21 protein-coding genes are annotated in these 21,397 nt (G+C 70.1%); 5 read left to right on the top strand and 16 right to left on the bottom strand.

Going from position 1 to position 21,397, the window contains the following annotated elements; translation table 11 throughout:
* Positions 1 to 57 precede the first annotated feature (57 nt).
* Entirely contained in the window at positions 58 to 630 is a 573-nt protein-coding gene (locus tag ACFZBU_RS28395) for a hypothetical protein (RefSeq protein ID WP_391586501.1), read from the top strand.
* Between the two features lie 166 nt (positions 631 to 796).
* Here the strand turns inward: ACFZBU_RS28395 and ACFZBU_RS28390 are convergent, their stop codons facing one another.
* The gene (locus tag ACFZBU_RS28390; protein ID WP_391586500.1) at positions 797 to 1,366 is read right to left on the bottom strand and encodes a GNAT family N-acetyltransferase; all 570 of its coding nucleotides are present in this window, start codon (positions 1,364 to 1,366) and stop codon (positions 797 to 799) included.
* Positions 1,367 to 1,423: 57 nt separating this feature from the next.
* The gene (locus ACFZBU_RS28385; RefSeq protein ID WP_391586499.1) at positions 1,424 to 2,203 is read right to left on the bottom strand and encodes an SDR family NAD(P)-dependent oxidoreductase; all 780 of its coding nucleotides are present in this window, start codon (positions 2,201 to 2,203) and stop codon (positions 1,424 to 1,426) included.
* 308 nt (positions 2,204 to 2,511) lie between these two features.
* On the opposite strand from ACFZBU_RS28385, the gene ACFZBU_RS28380 reads away from it, so the two are divergent.
* Positions 2,512 to 3,297, top strand: coding sequence for a hypothetical protein (locus ACFZBU_RS28380; protein ID WP_391586498.1), 786 nt, complete (start codon positions 2,512 to 2,514; stop codon positions 3,295 to 3,297).
* Between the two features lie 216 nt (positions 3,298 to 3,513).
* Here the strand turns inward: ACFZBU_RS28380 and ACFZBU_RS28375 are convergent, their stop codons facing one another.
* From ACFZBU_RS28375 to ACFZBU_RS28355, 5 genes are all read right to left on the bottom strand, one after another.
* On the bottom strand, positions 3,514 to 3,918 hold the full coding sequence (locus tag ACFZBU_RS28375; protein ID WP_391586570.1) for a MarR family winged helix-turn-helix transcriptional regulator: 405 nt from the start codon (positions 3,916 to 3,918) through the stop codon (positions 3,514 to 3,516).
* 473 nt (positions 3,919 to 4,391) lie between these two features.
* Positions 4,392 to 5,378 (bottom strand): acyl-CoA dehydrogenase family protein, encoded by a 987-nt coding sequence (locus tag ACFZBU_RS28370; RefSeq protein WP_391586497.1) that lies wholly within the window; start codon positions 5,376 to 5,378, stop codon positions 4,392 to 4,394.
* A gap of 6 nt (positions 5,379 to 5,384) precedes the next feature.
* Positions 5,385 to 6,572: an acyl-CoA dehydrogenase gene (locus ACFZBU_RS28365; RefSeq protein ID WP_391586496.1), complete on the bottom strand. Its 1,188-nt coding sequence runs from the start codon at positions 6,570 to 6,572 to the stop codon at positions 5,385 to 5,387.
* 273 nt (positions 6,573 to 6,845) lie between these two features.
* A complete protein-coding gene (locus ACFZBU_RS28360; protein WP_391586495.1) occupies positions 6,846 to 7,754 on the bottom strand; it encodes an SDR family oxidoreductase in 909 nt (302 codons plus the stop codon).
* A 218-nt stretch (positions 7,755 to 7,972) separates the two neighbouring features.
* Complete coding sequence (locus tag ACFZBU_RS28355; RefSeq protein ID WP_391586494.1) at positions 7,973 to 9,238, bottom strand: amidohydrolase family protein; 1,266 nt, start codon at positions 9,236 to 9,238, stop codon at positions 7,973 to 7,975.
* 99 nt (positions 9,239 to 9,337) lie between these two features.
* Between ACFZBU_RS28355 and ACFZBU_RS28350 the strand changes: the two genes are divergently transcribed.
* The gene (locus ACFZBU_RS28350; protein WP_391586493.1) at positions 9,338 to 9,952 is read left to right on the top strand and encodes an isochorismatase family protein; all 615 of its coding nucleotides are present in this window, start codon (positions 9,338 to 9,340) and stop codon (positions 9,950 to 9,952) included.
* A 193-nt stretch (positions 9,953 to 10,145) separates the two neighbouring features.
* Here the strand turns inward: ACFZBU_RS28350 and ACFZBU_RS28345 are convergent, their stop codons facing one another.
* Entirely contained in the window at positions 10,146 to 11,708 is a 1,563-nt protein-coding gene (locus ACFZBU_RS28345; RefSeq protein ID WP_391586492.1) for a class I adenylate-forming enzyme family protein, read from the bottom strand.
* Positions 11,709 to 11,927: 219 nt separating this feature from the next.
* Between ACFZBU_RS28345 and ACFZBU_RS28340 the strand changes: the two genes are divergently transcribed.
* A complete protein-coding gene (locus ACFZBU_RS28340) occupies positions 11,928 to 12,320 on the top strand; it encodes a Rieske (2Fe-2S) protein (RefSeq protein WP_391586491.1) in 393 nt (130 codons plus the stop codon).
* Positions 12,321 to 12,523: 203 nt separating this feature from the next.
* On the opposite strand, the gene ACFZBU_RS28335 is transcribed toward ACFZBU_RS28340, so the two are convergent.
* The 3 genes from ACFZBU_RS28335 to ACFZBU_RS28325 form a co-directional block, all read right to left on the bottom strand.
* Entirely contained in the window at positions 12,524 to 13,129 is a 606-nt protein-coding gene (locus ACFZBU_RS28335; RefSeq protein ID WP_391586490.1) for a TetR/AcrR family transcriptional regulator, read from the bottom strand.
* Entirely contained in the window at positions 13,122 to 13,553 is a 432-nt protein-coding gene (locus tag ACFZBU_RS28330; RefSeq protein WP_391586489.1) for a DUF4260 family protein, read from the bottom strand. The genes ACFZBU_RS28335 and ACFZBU_RS28330 overlap by 8 nt, the downstream gene beginning before the upstream one ends.
* A 384-nt stretch (positions 13,554 to 13,937) precedes the next feature.
* On the bottom strand, positions 13,938 to 14,783 hold the full coding sequence (locus tag ACFZBU_RS28325; protein ID WP_391586488.1) for an alpha/beta fold hydrolase: 846 nt from the start codon (positions 14,781 to 14,783) through the stop codon (positions 13,938 to 13,940).
* A gap of 222 nt (positions 14,784 to 15,005) precedes the next feature.
* On the opposite strand from ACFZBU_RS28325, the gene ACFZBU_RS28320 reads away from it, so the two are divergent.
* Positions 15,006 to 15,509, top strand: coding sequence for a MarR family transcriptional regulator (locus tag ACFZBU_RS28320; RefSeq protein ID WP_391586487.1), 504 nt, complete (start codon positions 15,006 to 15,008; stop codon positions 15,507 to 15,509).
* 7 nt (positions 15,510 to 15,516) lie between these two features.
* Here ACFZBU_RS28320 and ACFZBU_RS28315 read toward each other — a convergent pair whose 3' ends face one another.
* From ACFZBU_RS28315 to ACFZBU_RS28295, 5 genes are all read right to left on the bottom strand, one after another.
* Entirely contained in the window at positions 15,517 to 16,137 is a 621-nt protein-coding gene (locus ACFZBU_RS28315; RefSeq protein ID WP_391586486.1) for a Uma2 family endonuclease, read from the bottom strand.
* Between the two features lie 142 nt (positions 16,138 to 16,279).
* The gene (gene hemB, locus ACFZBU_RS28310) at positions 16,280 to 17,278 is read right to left on the bottom strand and encodes a porphobilinogen synthase (RefSeq protein WP_391586485.1); all 999 of its coding nucleotides are present in this window, start codon (positions 17,276 to 17,278) and stop codon (positions 16,280 to 16,282) included.
* A gap of 212 nt (positions 17,279 to 17,490) precedes the next feature.
* Complete coding sequence (locus ACFZBU_RS28305) at positions 17,491 to 19,098, bottom strand: uroporphyrinogen-III synthase (protein WP_391586484.1); 1,608 nt, start codon at positions 19,096 to 19,098, stop codon at positions 17,491 to 17,493.
* Positions 19,095 to 20,027, bottom strand: a complete 933-nt coding sequence (gene hemC / locus ACFZBU_RS28300; protein WP_391586483.1) for a hydroxymethylbilane synthase — start codon at positions 20,025 to 20,027, stop codon at positions 19,095 to 19,097. The genes ACFZBU_RS28305 and hemC overlap by 4 nt, the downstream gene beginning before the upstream one ends.
* Positions 20,024 to 21,352: a glutamyl-tRNA reductase gene (locus ACFZBU_RS28295; protein ID WP_391586482.1), complete on the bottom strand. Its 1,329-nt coding sequence runs from the start codon at positions 21,350 to 21,352 to the stop codon at positions 20,024 to 20,026. Before ACFZBU_RS28295 ends, hemC begins: the two co-directional genes overlap by 4 nt.
* Positions 21,353 to 21,397 lie beyond the last annotated feature (45 nt).

The raw sequence follows: 21,397 nt of genomic DNA, 5'->3' as shown, positions 1-21,397 counted from the left end.
CACCACGTGAGCGGTGGGGCCGCGCCGGCACGCCGCCGGTGTGGTTACGCTGCTCTGATGAAGCCGGATCGGGTCCACCGGAGCAACGCGCTGACCGCAGCTGGGACCGTATTCGCCGCGACTGCGGCTTGGGCGACGTTGAGGACTCTGCGATATCAGCGGCAACAGCTCGACGAGCAGCGGTCGTTCGTGGCCGAGCAAACCCGCGTCCTACAGCTCCAACAAGACCAACTGCTGGCGTATGCCAGAGACCGAACCGATCAGGCCCGCCGCATCACGATCGACAGCGAGTTCGCCGACGTGCCCGGTGATCCTGCTGCCGACGGCAATGGGTCCCGCACCGTCACGGTCACCAACCCGACCGACTATCCGATACGCGGCGTTCGCGTGGACTTCGGTGGCAATGGCAGTCCGGAGTGGGCGACCATTCAGCTCGAAGGACAGTACGGAGCCACGCGATCGACGTATCCGATCGACGTCCTGGCCTCGAGAAGTGTGGCCGTCTTTTACAGCGGCGTATGGCCCGCCAACGACATCTTCTACAACCCGCCCCAGGTTACGTTCACCGATTCCCTGGGGCAGCAGTGGAAGGTGAACGAAAACGGGCAGCGGTGGCTCGTCACGGGCTGAGGCCGCAGCAGCGCAGCACATGGCTATGCCCCCCGGAGCGGGGTGGGCACGGGATGCGGATGCCGGTGGTCGCCCCTGGCAACGCGAAGTGCCGCCACGAGCCCGGGAAGAGGCCGTCTCGTTCGAAGCCGAAGGGACGGGAACCGAGCCCGATGGGTCCGGAAATTCAGGGGCCGGGCGTGCCGTCGACGGGCGGCGCGGGGCGGTACAGCCGCCAGATCACGTCGATCCCGCGGCCCGAGGGCGCTGTGGGCGTCCTCCCCTGTTCACGTCGAACTTCGCTGAAGCCCAACCGGCGCGGTATCGCGGCGCTGGAGGTGTTGGCCAGGTCGTGCGAGATTTCCAGGTACTCCACATCCGGCAGGGTGAACATCTCGGCGACCAACGCCGCCGTCGCCCTCGTGGCGATGCCCCGGCCGGTCGCGGCAGGGTGCAGCCAGTATCCGATGCGCCGGCCCCGAGGCTCGGCCCCGCGGGAGGACTGGCACATGCCGACGGGAGTGCCGTCCTTGGTGATGGCGTAGTTGTACACCTCGCCGGTGTCCCACCGCGCCTCGAACTTCGCGAGGAGTTCCCGGGTGTTCTCCTCGCTGTGACCGGCAACCCACAGCTCCCAAGGGCGCAGGTGGTGCACGGACTCCTCGATCAACGCGAATGCCGGAGCGAAATCCTGCTGCCCCTCCCAGCGTCGCAGGACGAAGTCTCCGCATTCGATGAGCCGCCTCGGTTGCGCCATGACGGCCATGATCGTTCGCAGCACGGCACTGCGCAACGACGTACAGGCGGCCGGTCGTCAGACGCCGTAGCCGCCGTCCACATCCAGCTTCTGCCCGCTGATGAAGCCCGCCCGGTCGGAGGCCAGGAAGCAGACCGCCTCGGCGATGTCCGCCGCCCGGCCGAATCGCCGGAGCGGGATGTTGCGCCGCGCGACGTCCAGCGCGCGCTCGTCCAGGTCGCCGCTGTCGATCAGCCGCGCGGCCATGCCGTCGGTGAGCATGCCCGGCCCGACACTGTTCGCGCGAACCCCGAATCGGCCCTCCTCGGCCGCGATGCCGCGCACGATCGCCTCGACCGCGCTCTTCGTACAGGACGACAGGCCGTCCCGGACCGGGAACCGGCTCGTCGCGGCCGTCGTGACCGCGACCAGACTGCCGTTGCCCGCCGCGCGCAGGTGCGGCAGCGACGGGTGCACCAGGTTGAAGAACGCGGCGGCGTCGCCGTCGAGTTGCTCGCGGTACTGGGCCGGTGTGACCCGACTCAGGTGCACCATCGGTACGTGCGGCCCGGACGCGTACACAACCGTGTGCACGCCGCCGAACTCCGCCGCCGCCGCGTCCACGAAGGCCGCCACGGCGTCCGCGTCGGTGAGATCGACCTGCCATGCCCGGGCCCGCCGGCCGTGCTCGGACCGGGCCTGCTCGGCAACCGCCTCGGTCGCGGCGGCTCCCTTGCGATAGGTGACCGCCAGGTCCGCACCGCGCTCGGCGAACATCCGACAGATCGCGGCACCGATCCCGCCCCCGGCCCCGACGACCACGACCGCCCCGGCCCGACTCTCGAAGTCGCGCTCCATGACTGGCTCCCTGCTGCTGCCCGAGCTGATCTGACGACCAGTCAGGAATATCCCCAGAGCGGGGAACTGTCAATGGACAACCACTCTCATCAGCGCAAACACCCAAACTGGTTGACCTGCATCACGCAACTCACCGCCCTGCGAAGCCGGCACGCCCACAACCCACCCGAGGGGACGATCGGGCCCTACCGAACCGGGACATGAACCGACTGGGATGCTGAACCACCGCCTGTCGCCTGCGGCCGGTCATCCGTCGTTCGTTGCCTGTTGCCCATCACCCGTTGCCGCTCTCAGCGGAGGTCCCCGCCTTGGCACGTCCCCGCACCCGCCCCTCGCTCGGCCTGCTCGCGGCCGCCCTGCTCGCCACCACAACCGCATGCTCGAAGGCCGCCGAGGTGAGCACGGCCGGCCCCGCACCGGCCCCGCCCACCACGGCCACCACGGCCGACTCCGCAACGAAGCCCACCCCCACCGCACCGGCGTCGCCCCGCACCGCGCCCTACCTGTCGAGCGACGAACTGAAACGGGCACTGCTCCCGAAAATGGACATGCCGGAGAGCTGGACCACATACGTGGACACGGATCCGGTACCGGAGGGCAAAGACGCCGCCGGCGACTGTGCACGGCTCACGGCCATGTTGAATCCCTCCTCCGGGGTGTTCCCGGTCAAGGGCGCGGCGTCGATCACGGCCAGGGATCCGGCGCCCGGTGGCAAGTCATACGCGATCTTCGGCGTCACGTTGACTTCCCTCACCCCCGGCGACGCGGAGGGCCTCATCCTCAAGGCCCGGGAACTCGTGCCCCGTTGCCCGACCGAGCGATTCAGCCAAGAGGGACTCACGGGCCGACTGACCACCCGAGAGATCGCAGACCCCAAGCTCGGCGACGCGAGCATGACCGCCGAGGTCGTGACGCGGTTGGACAACGGCCAGGGATGGGCGCACTCCATCGTCCTGATCCGCGTGGGCACCACCCTGATCCGGGTAACCCACGTCAACCTCACCGAGCCGACACCCCACCACCCCGACGAGAGCCTGGTACGCAAGCAACTCGACCAGGTCACAGCGGCGATGCGCGCAGGCGGCACCGGCTGACACACAGCCCACATCCCACGCCGCGCGGCGGGCCTCGGCCCCGGTCCGAATGCGAGCCTAGGCCTAGGCCGACACGACACGAACACACGAGACGTCGAGAGGCGGATACGTCAAGACATGGATACGTCCAGCGTCGAGACGCCGGAGCCTCCACGCCCGCCACGGTCCGTCCGTGGGGGCCATGCAAACACGAGGCCCCAGCCAGGCACCGACCCGTCACTCCTCCGGCGCGTGACCCAACGCCTCGCCGAACTCGGCGAGCAGGTCGGCGAGTCGGTCGACCTTCTCGGCCGGCCAATCGGCGAGGACCTCACTCATCAGGCCGGCCCATTGGGCACGGATCCCGTCGGCCAGACGCCGTCCCCGCCGAGTCGCCCGAAGCAGGTGCGCGCGACCGTCCGTCGGGTCGACCGACCGCTCGACGAATCCGCCCCGGACGAGTACGTCCACCTGACGGCTCGTCGTGGACCGGTCGCTGTCCAGGAGTTCGGCCAGAGCCGACGCCCGCACCGGACCGAACTTCACCACCCGCGTAAGCGTCTGGGCCTCGCCACGAGTGAGTTCCCCGCCCGCCCGGCGAGCAAGCTCGCGATGCCGACGCCCGCTCCGCGCCCCGGCCATGACCACTTCGAGGCCGGCCTGCAACCGCCCGAATGCCTGCCCCCGCGCGACCGCGTCATCCTCACCCCGAGTCACGCCCCGCGCCACCTTCCCCCACCCCAGCCGGCACCCACAGCGTGCGTCCGTCCAGCGTACTGAGCCGACGCGCCCGGTCCCCTGGGACGAACCGCCCCCGATTCCCGCCTTTCCACGGGCACCCGCCCACCCTCGTCGAAGCCCGAGCGGGGCTGATTCGCATCGGCGACTTCGGGAACGGCCCGACCCTCGACACCGGCAAAGCCTCCGGTGGCCCACCCGGCCTCGCACCCGACCGGCGCCCGAGGCCGTTCGGCCCGGCCGGCGTTTGAGGCCAACCCAAGGCAACCCGCGCCCAACGGCGGACCACTCCACCCAGCCCGGCCCGCGCTCGAGACCGACCTCGGAAGCCCTTGCGGCCGGCGCGACCGGCCAGGGCGCCCGGCCAGAGCGCCCGGCTACAGCGTCCCCGCCAACGCCTCCTCGTTCTCCTCCGCCCCGCCGAACTGCGTCGAGTGCACCCAGGCCCGCTTCAGGTAGAGATGCACATCCACCTCCCAGGTGAACCCCATCCCCCCGTGCACCTGCGTGGCGTCCTTGCCGTTGCGCGTCGCCGCGTCGTCACCCATGACCTTCGCCGTGAGCACCGCGACCTCCGGATCGCCCACCGCCGGGTCGTCCAGCGTCACGGCCGCCGCGTACACCGCCGCCCGCGCCAGCTCGGTCCGCACCAGCATGTCCGCGCACAGGTGCTTGACCGCCTGGAAGCCGCCGATCACCCGCCCGAACTGCTCCCGCTCCTTGGCGTACTGCGTGGCCAACTCGGTGAGCCGACCCGCGATCCCCAGTTGAAGCGCCCCCGTGAGCACCGCTCCGATTCGGCGCCACTGCTCCGCAACGAGAGCGTCGGCCACCAACTCACCCACCGGCAGCTCGTCCACCGACGTCACCGGCGTGAACGGATCCACCGGATGCGCCACCCGCACCCCCTGCACGGCGGCCGGGTCGACGCGTCGAACGCCCTCACCCGTCAGCACCAACAAACAATCCAACGCGTCCAGGTGCTCCACGAGCAGCGGCCACGAGTCGCCCTCGATCAGCCCGACCACCGCATCACCCGCGGCGGCCTTCGCCCCCAGATCCCCGGGCAGCGACGCCGCCAGGTGCGTGGCCACCAGCGGCCCGGGCAACAGCACCCGACCCGCCTCCTCGTACACCAGCGCCGCCTCGGCCACCCCGAGCCCGACGCCGCCCGCCTCCTCGGCGATCCGCAGCGAGAAGAAGCCGGTGTCGGCCAGTTCGCGCCACAACCCTCGGTCCACCATGCCGGGCACCGGCGCGGTGTCCACCAGGGCCCGCATGCGATCCCGACCGAACCGTCCCTCGCAGAACTCCCGTACCCCGGACCGCAGATCGCGCTGGTCCTCGCTCAGCTGGAAATCCATGCCCGATCACCGTTCCTTCGGCAGGCCGAGAATGCGCTCGCCCACGATGTTGCGCTGGATCTGCGACGTGCCCGCCGCGATCGTGTACGACAGCGACGACAGCCGTTCGTCCATCAACGAGCCACTGGGCAGCCCCGCCACGTCGTCCACGGCGAGCGCGGCCCGACCGAGCAGCCGATGTGCCAGGTCGTACACCTTCTGCTTCGTCTCGGAGAACCGCAGCTTGAACACCGAACCACCCACGCCCGGCACCCCGGAACGCTGCGCCTCGGACACGTTCCACTTGGTCAACGCCCACAGCGCCTCGAACTCGGCGGTCAGGTGTCCGAGTTCGCGCCGCAGCGCCAAATCGTCCCAGGCGCTCGCCTGACGTCGTGTCACCTTCCGCGCCAGCGCCGCGAGTTCGCGCAGCAGACGTTGGCAGGCGACCACTTCGCTGACGAACGCCGTACCGCGCTCGAACGACAGCGTGACCATGGTGACCCGCCAGCCGTCGTTCTCCTCGCCGACCCGGTTGGCCACCGGCACCCGCACGTCGTCGAAGAACACCTCGGCGAACTCCGAGGTGCCCATCACCGTCTCCAGCGGACGAATGGTGATGCCCGGCGTGTCCATCGGCACGATCAGCCAGGTGATCCCCTTGTGCTTCGGGGCGTCCGGGTCGGTGCGTACCAACATCTCGCAGTAGTCCGCGACTTCCGCGTGCGAGGTCCAGATCTTCGAGCCGTTGACAACGTAGTCGTCACCGTCCCGGACCGCCCGGGTCCGCAGCGAGGCGAGGTCGCTGCCCGCACCCGGCTCGGAGAAGCCCTGGCACCACACGTCGTCGCCGCGCAGGATGCCCGGCAGATACCGGCGCCGCTGCTCGTCGGTGCCGGCCGCGTCGATGGTCGGTCCCGCGTGCAGCAGGCCGACGAAGTTCGCCCCCACGTACGGCGCGCCGGCCCGCTCGGTCTCCTCCAGGAAGATCAGATGCTCGGTCGGCGTGGCCCCCTTGCCGCCCGCCTCGACCGACCAGTGCAGGCCCGCATAGCCGGCCTCGAACAACAACCGCTGCCAGGCCGTGTCGTAGGCCCGTCGACCCGGCCAGTCGTTGCGGTCGGGCTTGGCCGGCAACAACGGAATGGCCCGGTCGAGCCACGCGCGCAGTTCCGCGCGAAAGCTCTCCTCGGCCTCGGTATACCGGAGGTCCATGGTTCTCGACTCCCTGTCGAACGAAAGGTCGAATGCTCGGGCAACCGAACGGCCTGCCGACCGGCAGGCCCCGGACCGGACGCCCGTGGAAACCAACCGAGCCGGAGCCCGAAGAACAAGCGCAAATCACGCAACCCGAAGGACGAAGCACAAAGGGCCGAGCCCGGAGCCCGGAACCCGAAGGACGAAGGACGGAGCCCAGGACACGAAGCACGGGACACCAAGCACCAAGCACCAAGCCGAAGTGCTCCGCCCGAGGAACGAGGACCGAACTCAGGCCCCGTACACCGGCGTCGGCACAGGCGCCTCGTCCAGCAGCTTCGCCACCACCGGACCGAGTTCGGCCGGCTCCCAGCGACGACCCGCGCTCGCCTCCGGACCGTGCTGCCAGCCCGTCGCCACCGAGACCTTGTCGCCCTCGACCTCGAACACCCGCCCGGTGACCTCGCGCGACTCGGCCGAGCCGAGCCAGACCACCAGCGGCGAGATGTTCGCCGGGTCGTAGAAGTCGAAGCTGCCGTCCTCGGGCTTGCGCACCATGTCGGGCATCGCCTCCTCGGTCATCCGGGTGCGCGCGGCGGGCGCGATCGCGTTGGCGGTCACGCCGTACCGGCCCATCTCCACCGCGGCGATCTGGGTCAGGCACGTGATGCCGGCCTTGGCCGCGGCGTAGTTGCCCTGTCCGACCGAACCCATCAACCCCGCACCGGACGTGGTGTTGATCAGCCGCGCGTCGATCGTGTTGCCCGCCTTGGCCTGCGCGCGCCAGTACGCACCCGCGTGGCGCATCACCGCGAAGTGCCCCTTGAGGTGCACCCGGATCACCGCGTCGAACTCGTCCTCGCCGAGCGAGACCAGCATCCGGTCGCGCAGGAAGCCCGCGTTGTTGACCACCACGTCCAACCGGCCGAACGCGTCGATGGCGGTCTGTACCAGCCGCTCCGCGCCCGCCCAGTCGGCCACGTCGTCCGCGTTGACGACGGCCTTGCCGCCCAGCGCCTCGATGTCGGCCACGACCTGCTGGGCCGGCCCGAGCGAACGCCCGTCGCCCTGGCGCGAGGCGCCGATGTCGTTGACCACCACGTGCGCGCCCTCACGCGCGAACGCCAGCGCGTGCTCGCGCCCGATGCCGCCGCCGGCACCGGTGACGATGACGACGCGCCCCTCGCAGATCCCACTCATTCCAGGCCCCTCCGGTGTGCTGACGACGTGTGCCGACGCGAGTCGGAATACCTCGGAAGCGGCCCGCCGGGAACCCGACGAGCCGCCCCTTGCCGCTGAACCAATGAACCGAGCCCCACAAACTCGGAGCCCCACAACCCGAAGCCGCGAAGCCCCCGGCCCCGCCGAACCCGACGAGCCGCCGAACCCGCCGCCGAGAATCCGACGAGGCCGCCGGGTCAGACCGCGTCCGCGGCCACCCGGTCCTTGTCGAAGTCGAGGTCGAGCATCCGGATCGCATTGCCCCGGATGATCTTGTAGACCGTCTCCTCACCCAGTCCGGCGAGGTGCTCCTCGGCGATCTTCTTGGTGTGCGGCCACGTGGAGTCGACGTGCGGGTAGTCGGTCTCGAACGTGACGTTGTCCTCGCCGATCACGTCGAGCGAGTTCACCCCGTGCCGGTCCCGGAAGAAGCACGCGAACATGTTCCGCCGGAAGTAGTACGACGGCGCCTCGGGCAGCACCTCGCCGGTGACCGCCCATGCGCGGTGCTCCAGCCAGACGTCGTCCATGCGCTCCAGGGCGTACGGGATCCAGCCCATCTGACCCTCGGAGTAGGCCAGCTTGATCTTCGGGAACCGCGCCGGAACGCCCGCGAAGATGAAGTCGGCCATCGAGGCCATCGCATTGTTGAAGCTCAGCGACGCCTGGACCGCCGCGGGGGCGTCCGGCGAGGCGGCGGGCATCGTCGAGGACGAGCCGATGTGCATGTTGATCGTCACGCCGAGGTCCGCACAGACCTGGAAGAACGGGTCCCAGTAGCCGGTGTGGATGCTGGGCAGTCCCAGGAACGCGGGAATCTCGCTGAAGCACACGGCGGTGACGCCGCGCGCGCGATTGCGTTTGATCTCCTCGACCGCGAGCTGCACGTCCCACAGCGGGATGATGATCAACGGGATCAGCCGGCCCCCGGAGTCGCCGCACCACTCCTCGACCATCCAGTCGTTGTAGGCGCGCACGCATGCGAGCGCGACCTCCTTGTCCGCGGCCTCCGAGAAGGTCTGACCGCAGAACCGCGGGAAGGTCGGGAAGCACAGCGAGGCCTCGACATGGTTGACGTCCATGTCCTTGAGCCGCTCAGCCGGGTCGTACAGCCCGGGGCGCATCTCGCCGCGGGTGATGCCTTCGAGGGTCATCTCGTCGCGACTGAAGCCGACGGCGGCGATGTTGCGCTTGTACGGGAAGCGCAGGTCCTCGTAGAACCACCAGTCGGCGGGCGGGCCGTCCGGGTCGGTGGTGATCTTGTAGCTCGCGCCGGTGTACTCGAGCGTGCCGATGCCGGTGGTCACCGGCTTGGGTCCGCGCTCGTGGTACTTCTTCGGCAACCAGCGCTCGAACAGGTGTGCCGGCTCGATGACATGGTCATCGACGCTGATGATCTTCGGCAGTTCACCGAAGGAGTTTCCGGACTGCGTGGCAGCCTGTCCGGGCTGGTTGGTGCTCATCGGCCCCTCCCGCTCACTGAAATCTGATGGACCGTCAGATTTAGCGTAATCTCTGGGCCGAGGGAACCACAAGCTGACTCAACGTCAGGAGAATCACGGATGGCCCTGCATCTCGAAGAACTGATCGCCCCCGCACACACCGCGTTGGTCACCCAGGAATGTCAGAACGGGGTGATCGGCGCCCAGGCGGTATTCCCCGCACTGACCGAGCACACCCGAGAGCTGATTCCGGCCGTCGACCGACTCGCCAAGGCCGCCCGCCGGGCCCGACTGCCGGTCGTGCACTGCCTCGCGGTGCGCCGGCCGGACGGTCTGGGTGCGAACGCCAACGCCCGGATGTTCGGCGCCGCGGCCAAGTCGCCGATCCTTCTGGAGCCGGGCTCGCCCGCCGCGGCGGTGGCCGACGGAATCACCGTCGAGCCCTCCGACCTGGTGCTTTCCCGCTATCACGGGCTCGGCCCGATGGCCGACACCGGACTGGCCGCCGTCCTGCGGAACCTGGGCGTGCGCACCGTCGTGGGCGTCGGCGTCTCGCTCAACGTCGGCATGCTCAACTTCGCGATGGACGCGGTCAACGCCGGATTCCAGTTCGTCGTACCCCGCGAGGCGGTGGCCGGATTCCCGCCCGAATACGCCGAGGCGGTGCTCGCGAACACCTTCAACGCGATCGCCACGATCACCACGGTGGACGCCGTGCTGGCCGCCTGGAGCTGAAACCTGATGCCCCGTCACCGCATCGCTGACGGGGCATCAACGCAGCTTCGACCGGCCTCCGGCCGCAGCGAAATTCCCGCGAACCGGCGAACCGGTGGACCCGCGAACGGCGAATCGGTGAACCCGCGGACCGGTGAACCGGCGAACCGACCGACGACGCAGCCGAAATCGCAGCGGCTGCGTCGACCGACCGTCAGCGAGCGGGCGTCCAGGGCTTCTTGTCGTATTCCTCGCGAAGCTTGAACTTCAGCACCTTGCGCAGCGTCTCGTTCCGAGGCAGCGCGTCGACCAGTTCCAACTGCTCCGGGATCTTCTGCGTCATCAGACCGGACTCGCGCAGATACCCGACCATCTCGGCGAATTCCAGGTCGGCCTCACCGGGTTGCCGCTCGACCACGGCGCAGACCCGCTCGCCGCGCTCGCGGTCGATCAGACCGATCACCGCCGCGTCGGCGACCTTCGGGTGGGCGAAGAGCAGGTCCTCGATCTCGCGCGCCGAAATGTTTTCACCCTTTCGGATGATCACGTCCTTGAGCCGACCGGTGAGCGAGAGGTGCCCGTCGGTCCGCAACCGGCCCAGGTCACCGGTACGGAAGAAGCCGTCCTCGTCGAACGCGTCGGCGGTGAGCGCCGGATCGGTGTACCCCTTGAACACCATCGGCCCGCGCAGCCGGACCTCGCCCTCCTCGCCGGCGTCCGCGACCGTCCCGTCGGCCCGGGCGATGCGCACCTCGATGCCGCTGACCGGCTTGCCCTCGGTGTACGAGCGCTGGTCCTCGGAATCGTGCGGGCCGCCCTGGGCGATCATCGGGACCTCGGTCATCCCGTACCCGTGGCACAGGATCGCCTGCATCTCGTCGCGCACCTCGGCGACCAGCTCGGGCGGCTTGGGCGCTCCGCCGCCGGAGACGATCCGCAGGGTCGGAATGATCTTCTCGCCCGGCTGCTTGCGCTGCTCGTTCAGGAACGCCACATAGAACGCGGTCGAGCCGCCGACCATGGTGACGCCGAGCCGCTTGTACACGGGCACCACGCCCGCCGGGTCGAAGTTCTCCACGATCACGGCCGGGAAGCCGGAGGCGAGCACCGTGACGATGTAGTCCGGGCCGGCGATGTGCGCGTACGGAAAGGCGATCGAACCGACGTCGGTCTGCGACATGTCGAGCGCGACGGCCAGGCCCTTGCCGCCCGCGAGCAGCGTCGAGTCGCTGTGCTGGACGCCCTTCGGGTCGGACGTGGTCCCGGACGTGTAGTAGAGCCAGCGCACCTCGTCGCCGTCGGTCGGCGCGGGCGGCAGATCCGCCGGGTCGCCCTCGGGCAGCTCGTCGTACGCCACGAGCACCAGCGGCGGCTTCGCCAGGTCCTTCGCGAGCGCCTCGCCCATCGCGAGGAACTCGAAGCCCTTCCAGCTGCGCGGGCACAGGAAGAACTCGGCGTCGGTCTGCCGCAGACAGAAGCCGACCTCCTTCTCCCGGTAGAACGGGATGATCGGATTCTGCACCGCGCCGAGCCGGGCCAGCGCGAACGAGACCACGATGGACTCGATCCGCGTGGTCAACTGCCAGGTCACACGGGTGCCGGCGGAGACGCCGAGCGCGTGATAGCCCGCGGCCACGCGCTCCGCCCACGCCTTGAACTCACCGAAGGTGACCGTACGGTCCTCCGGGTCGAGCAACATGGGCACATCGGGAGTCGCCGCCGCGCGGCGCTCCACCAGCTCCCAGAGAGTGGTGGCGTCGTAGATCGGGTCAGACACGTGTCCTCCGCGCGGGAAGCCGGGGCCGGGGTGCGGCGCCGGGGCATGGCAAAGCCAGAGCCCAGGCGCTGACCTGACGGTACGTCAGAAGCTTTGCGGGAAGAAAGACTTCGCGTGGTCACGCGCATCACAAACGGGTCGTTCGCCACCTCGGACGGCGCTGGCCAAGCAAGGCAGGACTGCCTAACCTGGGTCGGTACCACCAACCCCGGGGGCCACATGTCGCCATTTCGCCGGGAGCGCCCACCGGTCTGCCTGGGCCCGCTCACGAGCTTCCCCGAGGACGTCCCGAAGCGGATCGGCAACAGCCCGCCGCTCGCGATCCTGCGCCACGGCGACACGGTCCACGTCTTCGAGGACCGCTGCCCACACGCCGGCGCCATCCTCTCCCGAGGCACCCTGACCGGCGAACACCTGACCTGCCCGGCCCACGCAGCCACCTTCGAGATCGCCACGGGCCGCTCGCTCGGCCCCCTCGGCTGCCGCCCGCTACGCACCTACACCGCCTGGCTCGAAGACGGCCTCCTCTACCGCTCCCCCACCCCCCGCCCCACCCGCAAGGCCCACCGCACCCCCTGCCCAACCCCGCAACAAATCCCGGACCCCGGCTAGGTCGCACCACCGGAGCCCCTCGTCGATCGGCTCGGGTGGCACGTGCGACCGAATCGGCCCGACCCGCGTTCGAGGCCCACTCGGTCCGGCCGGGGCACGACGCCACGCAGCCCGGCCGGCGCATGGGGCCGCCCCAGCGGACCCACCGCCGGACGTCGGCCGAACACACGCCGGCCCGGCCGGCGTGTGCGCCGATCGACGGCTCAACCCGAAGCCCGCACCGCCGAAAAGGCCCCGCAGCCCTGGGCCCACGCCCCCGACAGATCCGCCTCCGGCGGAAACCGCCCGGCCAACTCCAGCGTGACCATGCCATGCGCAAACCCCCAGACGGCCCGCGCAGCGTCCGTATCCCCACCCACAGCCCGCACGAGCGGCCCCGCAGCCCGGTCCTCCAGGCCCGCCGGCAACGCCGCGCGATCCAACGGCTGCCCACTCATCAGCCGATACAGATGCGGATGCGCCAGCGCATAGGCCCGATACGCCCCCGCCAAGGCGACGATCGCCCCTTCTCCCCGCACCACATCGGCCACGCCTCCCCCGCCCGGCGCAACCCTCGCGGTCGGCGCGACACCCGCCTCGACCGCCTCCAGCGCCTCGGCCAGTTCGGCCATCCCCTGCGCGATCAGCGCGTTCTCCACCGCGGACTTGTCCGAAAAGTGCTTGTACAACGACGGGGCCTTGATGCCGATCCGCTCCGCGATCCTCCGCATCGACACCGCTTCCGGACCCTCCATCTCCAGCAAATCCCGCGCGGCACCGACGATTTCACGGGCCCTGGCGCTGATCGGAGGTGACGACACGTCAGTCATGCTTGCGGAATCCTTCCGGAGTGCGCAGTCCGTACCCGGCGGCACGGTCAATCGCGATGTGGGTGAACCAGCCGAGACCGGCGGCGAACAGGGGCGGCCACACGATCGGCGTGACGGTGTACCCGACCAGGAGGATCAGCGGGACCCAGGCTCGGTGCAGCGCGTTGTAGAACGGCACCGCCCGCGGCTGAAGCCGACCCGGCTCGTGCGTACCGTCCCGCGCCGCGTCCTTGGCGCCGATGAACATGGTCAGGTCGGGCAACACGAAGAAGAGCAACGCCGCCGCCGAGGTCGCGAATCCGTACTTGACGCTCTCGAACACCGCGAAGGCGGCCGGCAACAACGTCAGTACGACCCACGCCCCGCGTCGCATCCACCGAACCGCGGCCGAGCCGCCGATTCCCGCGTACTCGATGGTGCTCATGCCGCCGCCTCCGCCCGCCTGTGGCTAACAATGTTAGCCGCCTGGGCATCATCATCCGGCTAACAGCGTTAGCCGTCAAGCCCGCCGACGCACCCGACCCCAATCCCCGATTCCCCCAACCCCCCCCCACCCTCGTTCAACACCGGCGGCCTCGGCGCAGACCGCTCGGGCGCCGGCGGACGGGCGGCCGAGGGGGTCGCGGAACGGTCGGCTTCGCCACCCCGCCCACAATCAAAGCGTCCCGGCAGGCGCAATCCACCGCATCGGCTGCCCGGTCACCTTGGCGATCGCATCAAAGTCGGCGTCGTAATGCAGAACCGTCAACCCATGAAACCGGGCACACGCCGCAATCAACCCGTGCGGCCTTCCCACCTCTCGAACCCGTCACCCGATCGCGCCACCCAACACCTCGCGAAGGCGCCTCGCGAAGGCGCGTGGGTGGGTCAGGTTGCCGTTGTGGCCGCCGGGGAATTCCGCCGCGTCGACCCCCACGAGCGCCTCCAGCGCCACGGCGCAGCGGCGGGTGAACACGCGATGCAACGTGGTGGCACCCCGGCCGGGAACGATGCGGGTCGTCGTGGAGCGCAGCGCCGTGAGCGGCAGCGTGTCGTCGACCACCGCGGGGAACTCCCGGCCGATGAAGAAGTCGAAGTTGGCCATCCGCCGCTCGTTCATCGGCTGCGGGGTCAGGTCCGGCTCGCGCTCCTCGACCCCCGGCTCGATGCCCAGGTGAGCCGTGATCGCGGGAAACGCGGCGCCCATCCCGCCGCGCCCGTGCATCTCCCGAATCGCCGTCAACTCGCCGCGGTGCGCGTCGCGTTCGGAAGCGGAGAGCAGCCAGGGCGCGACCGGTTCGTGCGCGATCAACGTATGCAGCGCGTCCGGGCGGGTCGCGGCCACGCGCAGCCCGATCAAGGCGCCCATGCTCAGCCCCAGCATCATCGCGGGCCGATCGGTGAGTTCGGCCAGCAGCCGTGCCACGTCGTCGGCGTGGTCCTCGACGGTCACCGGCGCGGCGGGGTCGGCCAACGTGCTGCGGGAGAGCCCGCGCCGGTCGTACGTCACCACGGTGTAGTCCGCGACCAGCCGATCGACCATGTCGACGCTGCGCCCGGCGTCGCCCTCGCCGCTCTCCCCGATCAGCAACAGCGGCCCGGAGCCGCGCACTTCGTAGTACAACTCGGCACCCGGCACGGACAGCGTGGCACCGGCAGTGAGATTCGCGGCCATGAGATTCCCCCGAGAGGTCGATCAGCGTCGTGCGGAGTCGTGCGGAGTCGTGCGGAGCCATTCCGACGCGTTCGCGCCATACCGACTCTTCGAGTCGCCCCGAACCACCCCGAGCCTGCCGAGCGGCCCGGCGCGGACCCGGGTCGGTCCGACGACCACCACCATAATCCATCGAATTCGATACATCAATAAGGATGCATCTATTTCGATGTATCATCGGGCATGACCTCGCCCACGCCGCCGCCCAAGGCCACCCCCCTGACCCCCGTCGAGCTCTTCCTCCTCGGCCGCACCCTCATGAAGATCGGCGAGGACGCGCTCCCCACCCCCCGGGTCCGCGCAGACGGCACCGACCGCCACCCCGGGGGTGTGCGCTCCGTGCTGATCACCCTGAGCGACATCGTCGCCCATCCCGACAGCGCCATCGGCGAGATCGCCCGCCGTACCGGCCTGCCGCAGAGTCAGGTCTCCACCGCCGTCGCCCGCCTCAAGGAGACCGGCTCGGTCGAAACCACCCAGGACCCCACCGACCGCCGCCGCCTCCTGGTCCGCGCGGCCGACGCCCCGTCCCCCAGGGTCACCGAGGTCCGAGCGGCGGGTATCGAGGAAGCATTGGCGCAAGCAATGGGTACGACCGACGAGAAGATCATCGTCGAAGTCGCCGAAGCCTTGACGCTGCTCGCCCGACGCCTGCCACCCGTGGCCCTGGCCCGGCTACGGTCCTGATTGCGGATCAGCGGGCGGTGATCGCCGGTCCGATCGCAAAGCCCTTCAGCGGCCCGTCCGGAATGGTGGCCACAGTTCCGTAGGCCGCCCGAGTCGCCATCCCGTACTCGCCCTTGGTTGCATCCGGGTTGCTCAGCACCGTCACGACCCCGTCCTCATCGAAGTCGTCGATGATCACGTAGACATCGATGCCGGCTTCGGCATAGGCACGACGCTTACGGTCTCGATCGCGTGCCCCGGCCTCCCGCCCGGGTGACACGATCTCGGCGACCAGGAGCACGCCCGATGCGGAGACCCCAAGCCCATCGGGATCCGGCGCCTCGTCCACATCCTCGGGAGCCACGAAGACATCGGGGATGTAGACCTTGCGGCGACAAATCACGTTGATGTCCTGGTAGGCCGCGAGTGAATCGTCCGCGTCCAAGTGATCCTTGAGTGCGTCGCGCAGACGGTTCGCAACCTTTCCATGGCGCCGGGACCCGGTGGGAGACACCTCGATGGCTCCTTCAATGATCTCGGCGCGCAGTCCCTCGGGCAGCGTCATCTCGCTCCACGCCTGCCAGAGCACGTCGTCGAGCGCATCGAAGCCGGAAGCAGTCACATGAAACTCATGCGTCGCGATCACCATCGGAAAACACCTCCCGACCCCAGTCTGGGCCACGGTCGCCGGTAGCGGACAAGCTTCCGCTCGACCGTAACCTGCTCCATGCCGCCGTCAGGCCGGATCGCTGCCGATCATCCGATCGAGTGACAACGGCGCATGGACCCCATCAACGCAACTTCCGCGCCACCTCGGTCGCCCAGTACGTCAGAATCGACGACGCCCCCGCGCGCTTGATCGAGGTGAGCGTCTCCAGCATCACCCGGTCCCGGTCGATCCAGCCGTTCGCCGCCGCCGCCTCGACCATCGCGTACTCGCCGCTGACCTGGTAGGCCGCCACCGGCACGTGCACCTCGTCGGCGATCCGCCGGACGATGTCCAGGTATGACATCGCGGGCTTGACCATCACCAGGTCCGCGCCCTCGGCCACGTCCAACAGGACCTCGCGCACGGACTCCTCGGCGTTGGCCGGGTCCTGCTGATAGGTCATCCGGTCGCCCTGGAGCGAGGATTCGACCGCCTCGCGGAACGGACCGAAGAAGCCCGACGCGTACTTCGCGCTGTACGCCAGGATCGACACGTCCAGGTATCCCGCGTCGTCCAACGCCCGTCGGATCACCCCGACCTGACCGTCCATCATGCCGCTCGGCCCGACCATGTGCACGCCCGCGTCGGCCTGTACGACGGCCATCCGCGCATACGCGTCCAACGTCGCGTCGTTGTCGACCGAGCCGTCCGCGGCCAGCACGCCGCAGTGCCCGTGGTCGGTGAACTCGTCCAGGCACAGGTCGGACATCACCACCGCGTCGGCGCCCACCTCGGCCACCACGTCGCGGATGGCGACCTGGAGCACACCCTCGGGGTCGAAGCCCGCCGAGCCGAGCGCGTCCTTGACCGTCGGGATGCCGAACAACATCAGCCCGCCGACCCCCGCCGCGACCGCGTCGTGCGCGGCCTTGCGCAGCGAGTCGCGGGTGTGCTGGACGACGCCCGGCATCGAGGAGATCGGCACCGGCTCACGCGCGCCCTCGCGCACGAACAGCGGCAGGATCAGGTCGGCGGGATGCAGTCGGGTCTCCGCGACCAGGCGGCGCACCGCCGGGGACGTGCGCAACCGCCGGGGGCGGTGCGCGGGAAACCCTGACGATGCGTCAGCCTGGTACGACATCGGAACTCCACGGCCCTTCTCGCCGGAAACATCCCGCGTCCCGGAACAACCGAGACCCGGAGCCATCCCGAGCCTCGACGACTTCCGGGGCCCGGAGCCATCCCGAGCCCCGGAAACATCCGGAGCCCGGGAACATCCCGAGCCTCGGAAACACCCGAGGCCCGGAGCCATCCCGAACCCGGAAACTCCCGGGACCCGGCAACACCTGAGACCTACTTGGCCTTCCTTCGCGACCCCGGCCGCCGCTCGCTCGGGCGGGTGACCGGGTCACCCGCCTCGACCATGGCCGCGCGCCGCGCCGTACCGAACTCCGCGAGCGCCTCGGCCAGCGCCGACACCGACGGCTCGGGAGCCATCACGTCCACGCGTAGACCGTGTTCCTCGGCGGTCTTCGCGGTCGCCGAGCCGATACACGCGATCACCGTCACCGCGTGCGGCTTGCCCGCGATGCCGACCAGGTTGCGCACCGTCGAGGACGACGTGAACAGGACCGCGTCGAAGCCGCCGCCCTTGATCGCCTCGCGAGTGTCCGCCGGCGGCGGCGCCGCGCGCACCGTGCGGTACGCGGTGACGTCGTCGACCTCCCAGCCCAGCTCGACCAGCCCGGCCACCAGCGTCTCGGTGGCGATGTCCGCACGCGGCAGGAACACCCGGTCGATCGGGTCGAAGACCGGGTCGTACGGCGGCCAGTCCTCCAGCAATCCGGCGGCGGACTGCTCGCCCGACGGCACCAGGTCCGGCTTGACGCCGAACTCGACCAGTGCCCGCGCGGTCGCCTCGCCGACGGCCGCGACCTTGATGCCCGCGAAGGCCCGGGCGTCCAGGCCGTAGTCCTCGAACCGCTCGCGCACCGCACGCACGGCGTTGACCGACGTGAACGCGATCCACTCGTAGCGGCCGGTGACCAGGCCCTTGATCGCCCGCTCCATCTGCTGCGGCGTGCGCGGGGGCTCGACCGCGATGGTCGGCACCTCGTGCGGCACCGCGCCGTACGAACGCAGCTGCTCGGAGAGCGTGACCGCCTGCTCCTTGGTGCGCGGAACCAGCACCTTCCAGCCGAACAGCGGCTTGGTCTCGAACCACGACAGAGTGTCGCGCTGGGCGACCACCTCGCCGACGACCACCACGGCAGGCAGCGTGATCTTCGCGGACCGCACGTCGGAGGCCACCTGAGCGAGCGTGCTCACCAGGGTGCGCTGCTCGGTGGTGGTGCCGTTGACGGTGACCGCGACCGGCGTGGCCGGCTTGCGACCCCCGGCGACCAGTTCCTGGGCGATCTCGGCGATCGAGTCGAGCGCACCGCGCAACACGAGCGTGCCGTCGACGGAGCCGACCGTGGCCCAGTCGATCGAGGCCTCGGCCATGTCGAGGACGCGCACGCCACCGCTGCCCTTGGCCGCGTGCAGCGGGATGCCCGCGTACGCGGGAACGGCCGTGCTGACCGGGACACCCGGGACGACCTCGAAGACGATCTTCGCCTTCGCCACGGCCGTGACCTCGTCCGTGACCGACTGGTCCACGCACGGGTCACCCGCCACGGCCCGGACGACCTGCTTGCCCGATCGCGCGGCGGCCACGACGACCTTGGCCCGGGCAACGGCCGACAGGAGTTCCCCGTCGTCACCGGTCACCGGGTCGAGGACCTCGACGCCGCTCTTGCAGTGGAACAGGACCTGGCGCAGCGTCGCCTCGTCGGCGACCACCACATCGGCCTCGGCCAGCACCTCGATGGCCCGCAGTGTGAGCAGTCGTGGGTCGCCGGGACCGGCACCCACAAAGGTCACGATGCCGCTGGGCTTCTTCTTCGCTCTGGGGCTCAAGGGACGCGCTCCCCCATCAAACCGGAGGCCCCTCGGGCGAGCAGTTCGGTCGCGAGTTCGCGACCGATCTTCTGCGCCTCGTCGAGGGTTCCGGTGGCGGACAACCGTACGCTGTCGGTGCCGTCGACATTTGCGACTACGGCCCGCAGGTACAGCTCGGTGACCTGCTCGCCCTCGGCGACCTCACAGAGGGCGCCGACCGGAGCCGAACATCCGGCTTCCAACACGGCGAGCAGCGTGCGCTCGGCCAGTACGGCGGCTCGGGTGTCCGAGTCGTCCAAACCGGTGAGCAATTCGACGAGGGCGGCATCGTGTGCCGCACACTCGACGGCCAATGCCCCTTGACCCGGGGCAGGCAGCATGTGGAGCGGATCGAAGGTCTCGGTGACCTCCTCCGCACGGCCCAGGCGGCCGAGGCCGGCCTTGGCCAGGACGACGGCGTCGAGTTCGCCGGACGTCACGAAGCCGATCCGGGTGTCGACGTTGCCGCGGATCGGCACGATCTCGTGGCCGAGCCCGAGCAGCGACAACTGTGCGGCGCGGCGCGGCGAACCGGTCCCGATCCGGGATCCGGCCGGCAACTCGGCGAGCGCGAGCCCGTCCCGGGCCACCAGCGCGTCGCGCGGATCGTGCCGGGGCGGAACCGCCACCAGGGTGATGCCCTCGGGGTCGGTCGTCGGCAGGTCCTTGAGCGAATGCACGACGAAGTCGACCTCGCCGGCCAGCAGCGCGTCGCGCAGGGCGTTGACGAAGACGCCGGTGCCGCCGATCTGCGTGAGCTGCTCGCGCGAGGTGTCGCCCTGCGTGGTGATCTCCACGAGTTCGACGGCCCGGCCGGTCAGCTTCGTGACGGCCGCGGCGACGTGCCCCGACTGGGCCATCGCCAGCTTGCTGCGCCGGGTGCCCAGTCGCAACGGTGCTTCGGTCACGCCACACCTTCCACTGCGTCGGGGGCGTCCGCCCGGCGGACCACCTCGGGGGTGCCGGGGTCGAGATCGAACAACATCCGCAGCGCGTCGGCGTACGACGAGCCGCCGGGCTCGCCGGCCAACTGCTTGACCCGCACCGTCGGCGCGTGCAGCAGCTTGTCCACCACGCGCCGGACGGTCTGCTCGACCTCGGCGCGCACCCGGTCGTCCATCTCCGGGACCCGACCGCCGAGTCGGTCCAGCTCGGCCCGGACCACGTCCGAGCCCATGCTGCGCAGCGCCACCACGGTCGGCGCGACCTGCTGGGCCTGCTGGGCGGTCGCGAACGCCGCGACCTCCTCGCAGACGATCTTGCGCACCAGGTCCACGTCGGCCTCGCCGGCCGAACCGGCGGAGACCTCGGCGAGCCGTTCCAGGTCGATCAGCACGACGCCGTCGAGGTCGCGCACGCGCGGGTCGATGTCGCGCGGCAGCGCCAGGTCGATCAGCACGAGCGGCTGTTCGACCCCGCGCTCGCGGCGAGCCGCGAGCACCGCCTCGATCTCGTCCCGGCCGATCACCAGACCGGCCGCCCCCGTGCAGGAGACCACCAGGTCGACCGAGGCCAGCGCGTCCGGCAGGGCGGACATCGGCACGGCCCGACCGGCCACCGACTCGGCCAGGTGTTCGGCCCGCTCGTAGGTGCGGTTCGCCACCACGATGTGCCCGACGCCCTCGCGGTGCAGCGTCTTGGCGGCCAGCGCGCTCATCGAACCCGCGCCCACCACGAGCGCCCGGCACCCCTCGACCGGGCCCATCGACTGCTCCGCCTGGGCCAGCCCCACGGTCATCAGCGAGCGACCGGCCTGGTCGATGCCGGTCTCGGTGTGCGCCCGCTTGCCCACCCGCAGGGCCTGCTGGGTGAGTTCGTTGAGCACCCGACCGGCGGTGCCGTGGGTCTGCGCGAGCGCCAGCGCGGCCTTTATCTGGCCGAGGATCTGTCCTTCGCCGACGACCATCGAGTCGAGTCCGCAGGCGACCGAGAACAGGTGCTGGACGGCGCGGTCCTCGTAGTGCACGTACAGGCACGGGGTCAGCTCGGACACCGGCACGCCGGTGTGCCGCGACAGCAGGTTGCCCAGCTCGGTGACCCCGCCGTGGAAGCGGTCCACGTCCGCGTAGACCTCGACCCGGTTGCAGGTCGACAGCAGCACGGCCTCGCCCACCGGTTCGGCCGCGATCAGGTCGCGCAGCAGCGCCTCCTGGGCCGTCCCGGTGACCGCGACCCGCTCCAGGAGACCGACCTCGGCCGTGCGGTGACTCAGACCGACCGCCAGGACACTCATGGTGTCTTCCTACCGTTGTTCGCCGTGTTCGCGGGCGCGACACCC

This window comes from Embleya sp. NPDC008237 (assembly GCF_042956465.1).
In the GTDB taxonomy this organism is placed as follows: Bacteria; Actinomycetota; Actinomycetes; order Streptomycetales; family Streptomycetaceae; genus Embleya.
Note: the sequence above shows the minus strand (reverse complement) of the source record. Positions and strands in the feature narration are given on the sequence as shown.

Coding starts and splice junctions, on each gene's coding strand:
- ACFZBU_RS28295 (WP_391586482.1), bottom strand. CDS start 21,352: ATGAGTGTCCTGGCGGTCGGTCTGAGTCACCGCACGGCCGAGGTCGGT.
- ACFZBU_RS28375 (WP_391586570.1), bottom strand. CDS start 3,918: ATGGCCGGGGCGCGGAGCGGGCGTCGGCATCGCGAGCTTGCTCGCCGG.
- ACFZBU_RS28315 (WP_391586486.1), bottom strand. CDS start 16,137: ATGGTGATCGCGACGCATGAGTTTCATGTGACTGCTTCCGGCTTCGAT.
- ACFZBU_RS28330 (WP_391586489.1), bottom strand. CDS start 13,553: ATGAGCACCATCGAGTACGCGGGAATCGGCGGCTCGGCCGCGGTTCGG.
- ACFZBU_RS28390 (WP_391586500.1), bottom strand. CDS start 1,366: ATGGCGCAACCGAGGCGGCTCATCGAATGCGGAGACTTCGTCCTGCGA.
- ACFZBU_RS28340 (WP_391586491.1), top strand. CDS start 11,928: ATGTCGCCATTTCGCCGGGAGCGCCCACCGGTCTGCCTGGGCCCGCTC.
- ACFZBU_RS28385 (WP_391586499.1), bottom strand. CDS start 2,203: ATGGAGCGCGACTTCGAGAGTCGGGCCGGGGCGGTCGTGGTCGTCGGG.
- ACFZBU_RS28320 (WP_391586487.1), top strand. CDS start 15,006: ATGACCTCGCCCACGCCGCCGCCCAAGGCCACCCCCCTGACCCCCGTC.
- ACFZBU_RS28350 (WP_391586493.1), top strand. CDS start 9,338: ATGGCCCTGCATCTCGAAGAACTGATCGCCCCCGCACACACCGCGTTG.
- ACFZBU_RS28360 (WP_391586495.1), bottom strand. CDS start 7,754: ATGAGTGGGATCTGCGAGGGGCGCGTCGTCATCGTCACCGGTGCCGGC.
- hemB (WP_391586485.1), bottom strand. CDS start 17,278: ATGTCGTACCAGGCTGACGCATCGTCAGGGTTTCCCGCGCACCGCCCC.
- ACFZBU_RS28395 (WP_391586501.1), top strand. CDS start 58: ATGAAGCCGGATCGGGTCCACCGGAGCAACGCGCTGACCGCAGCTGGG.
- ACFZBU_RS28370 (WP_391586497.1), bottom strand. CDS start 5,378: ATGGATTTCCAGCTGAGCGAGGACCAGCGCGATCTGCGGTCCGGGGTA.
- ACFZBU_RS28325 (WP_391586488.1), bottom strand. CDS start 14,783: ATGGCCGCGAATCTCACTGCCGGTGCCACGCTGTCCGTGCCGGGTGCC.
- ACFZBU_RS28335 (WP_391586490.1), bottom strand. CDS start 13,129: ATGACTGACGTGTCGTCACCTCCGATCAGCGCCAGGGCCCGTGAAATC.
- ACFZBU_RS28365 (WP_391586496.1), bottom strand. CDS start 6,572: ATGGACCTCCGGTATACCGAGGCCGAGGAGAGCTTTCGCGCGGAACTG.
- ACFZBU_RS28355 (WP_391586494.1), bottom strand. CDS start 9,238: ATGAGCACCAACCAGCCCGGACAGGCTGCCACGCAGTCCGGAAACTCC.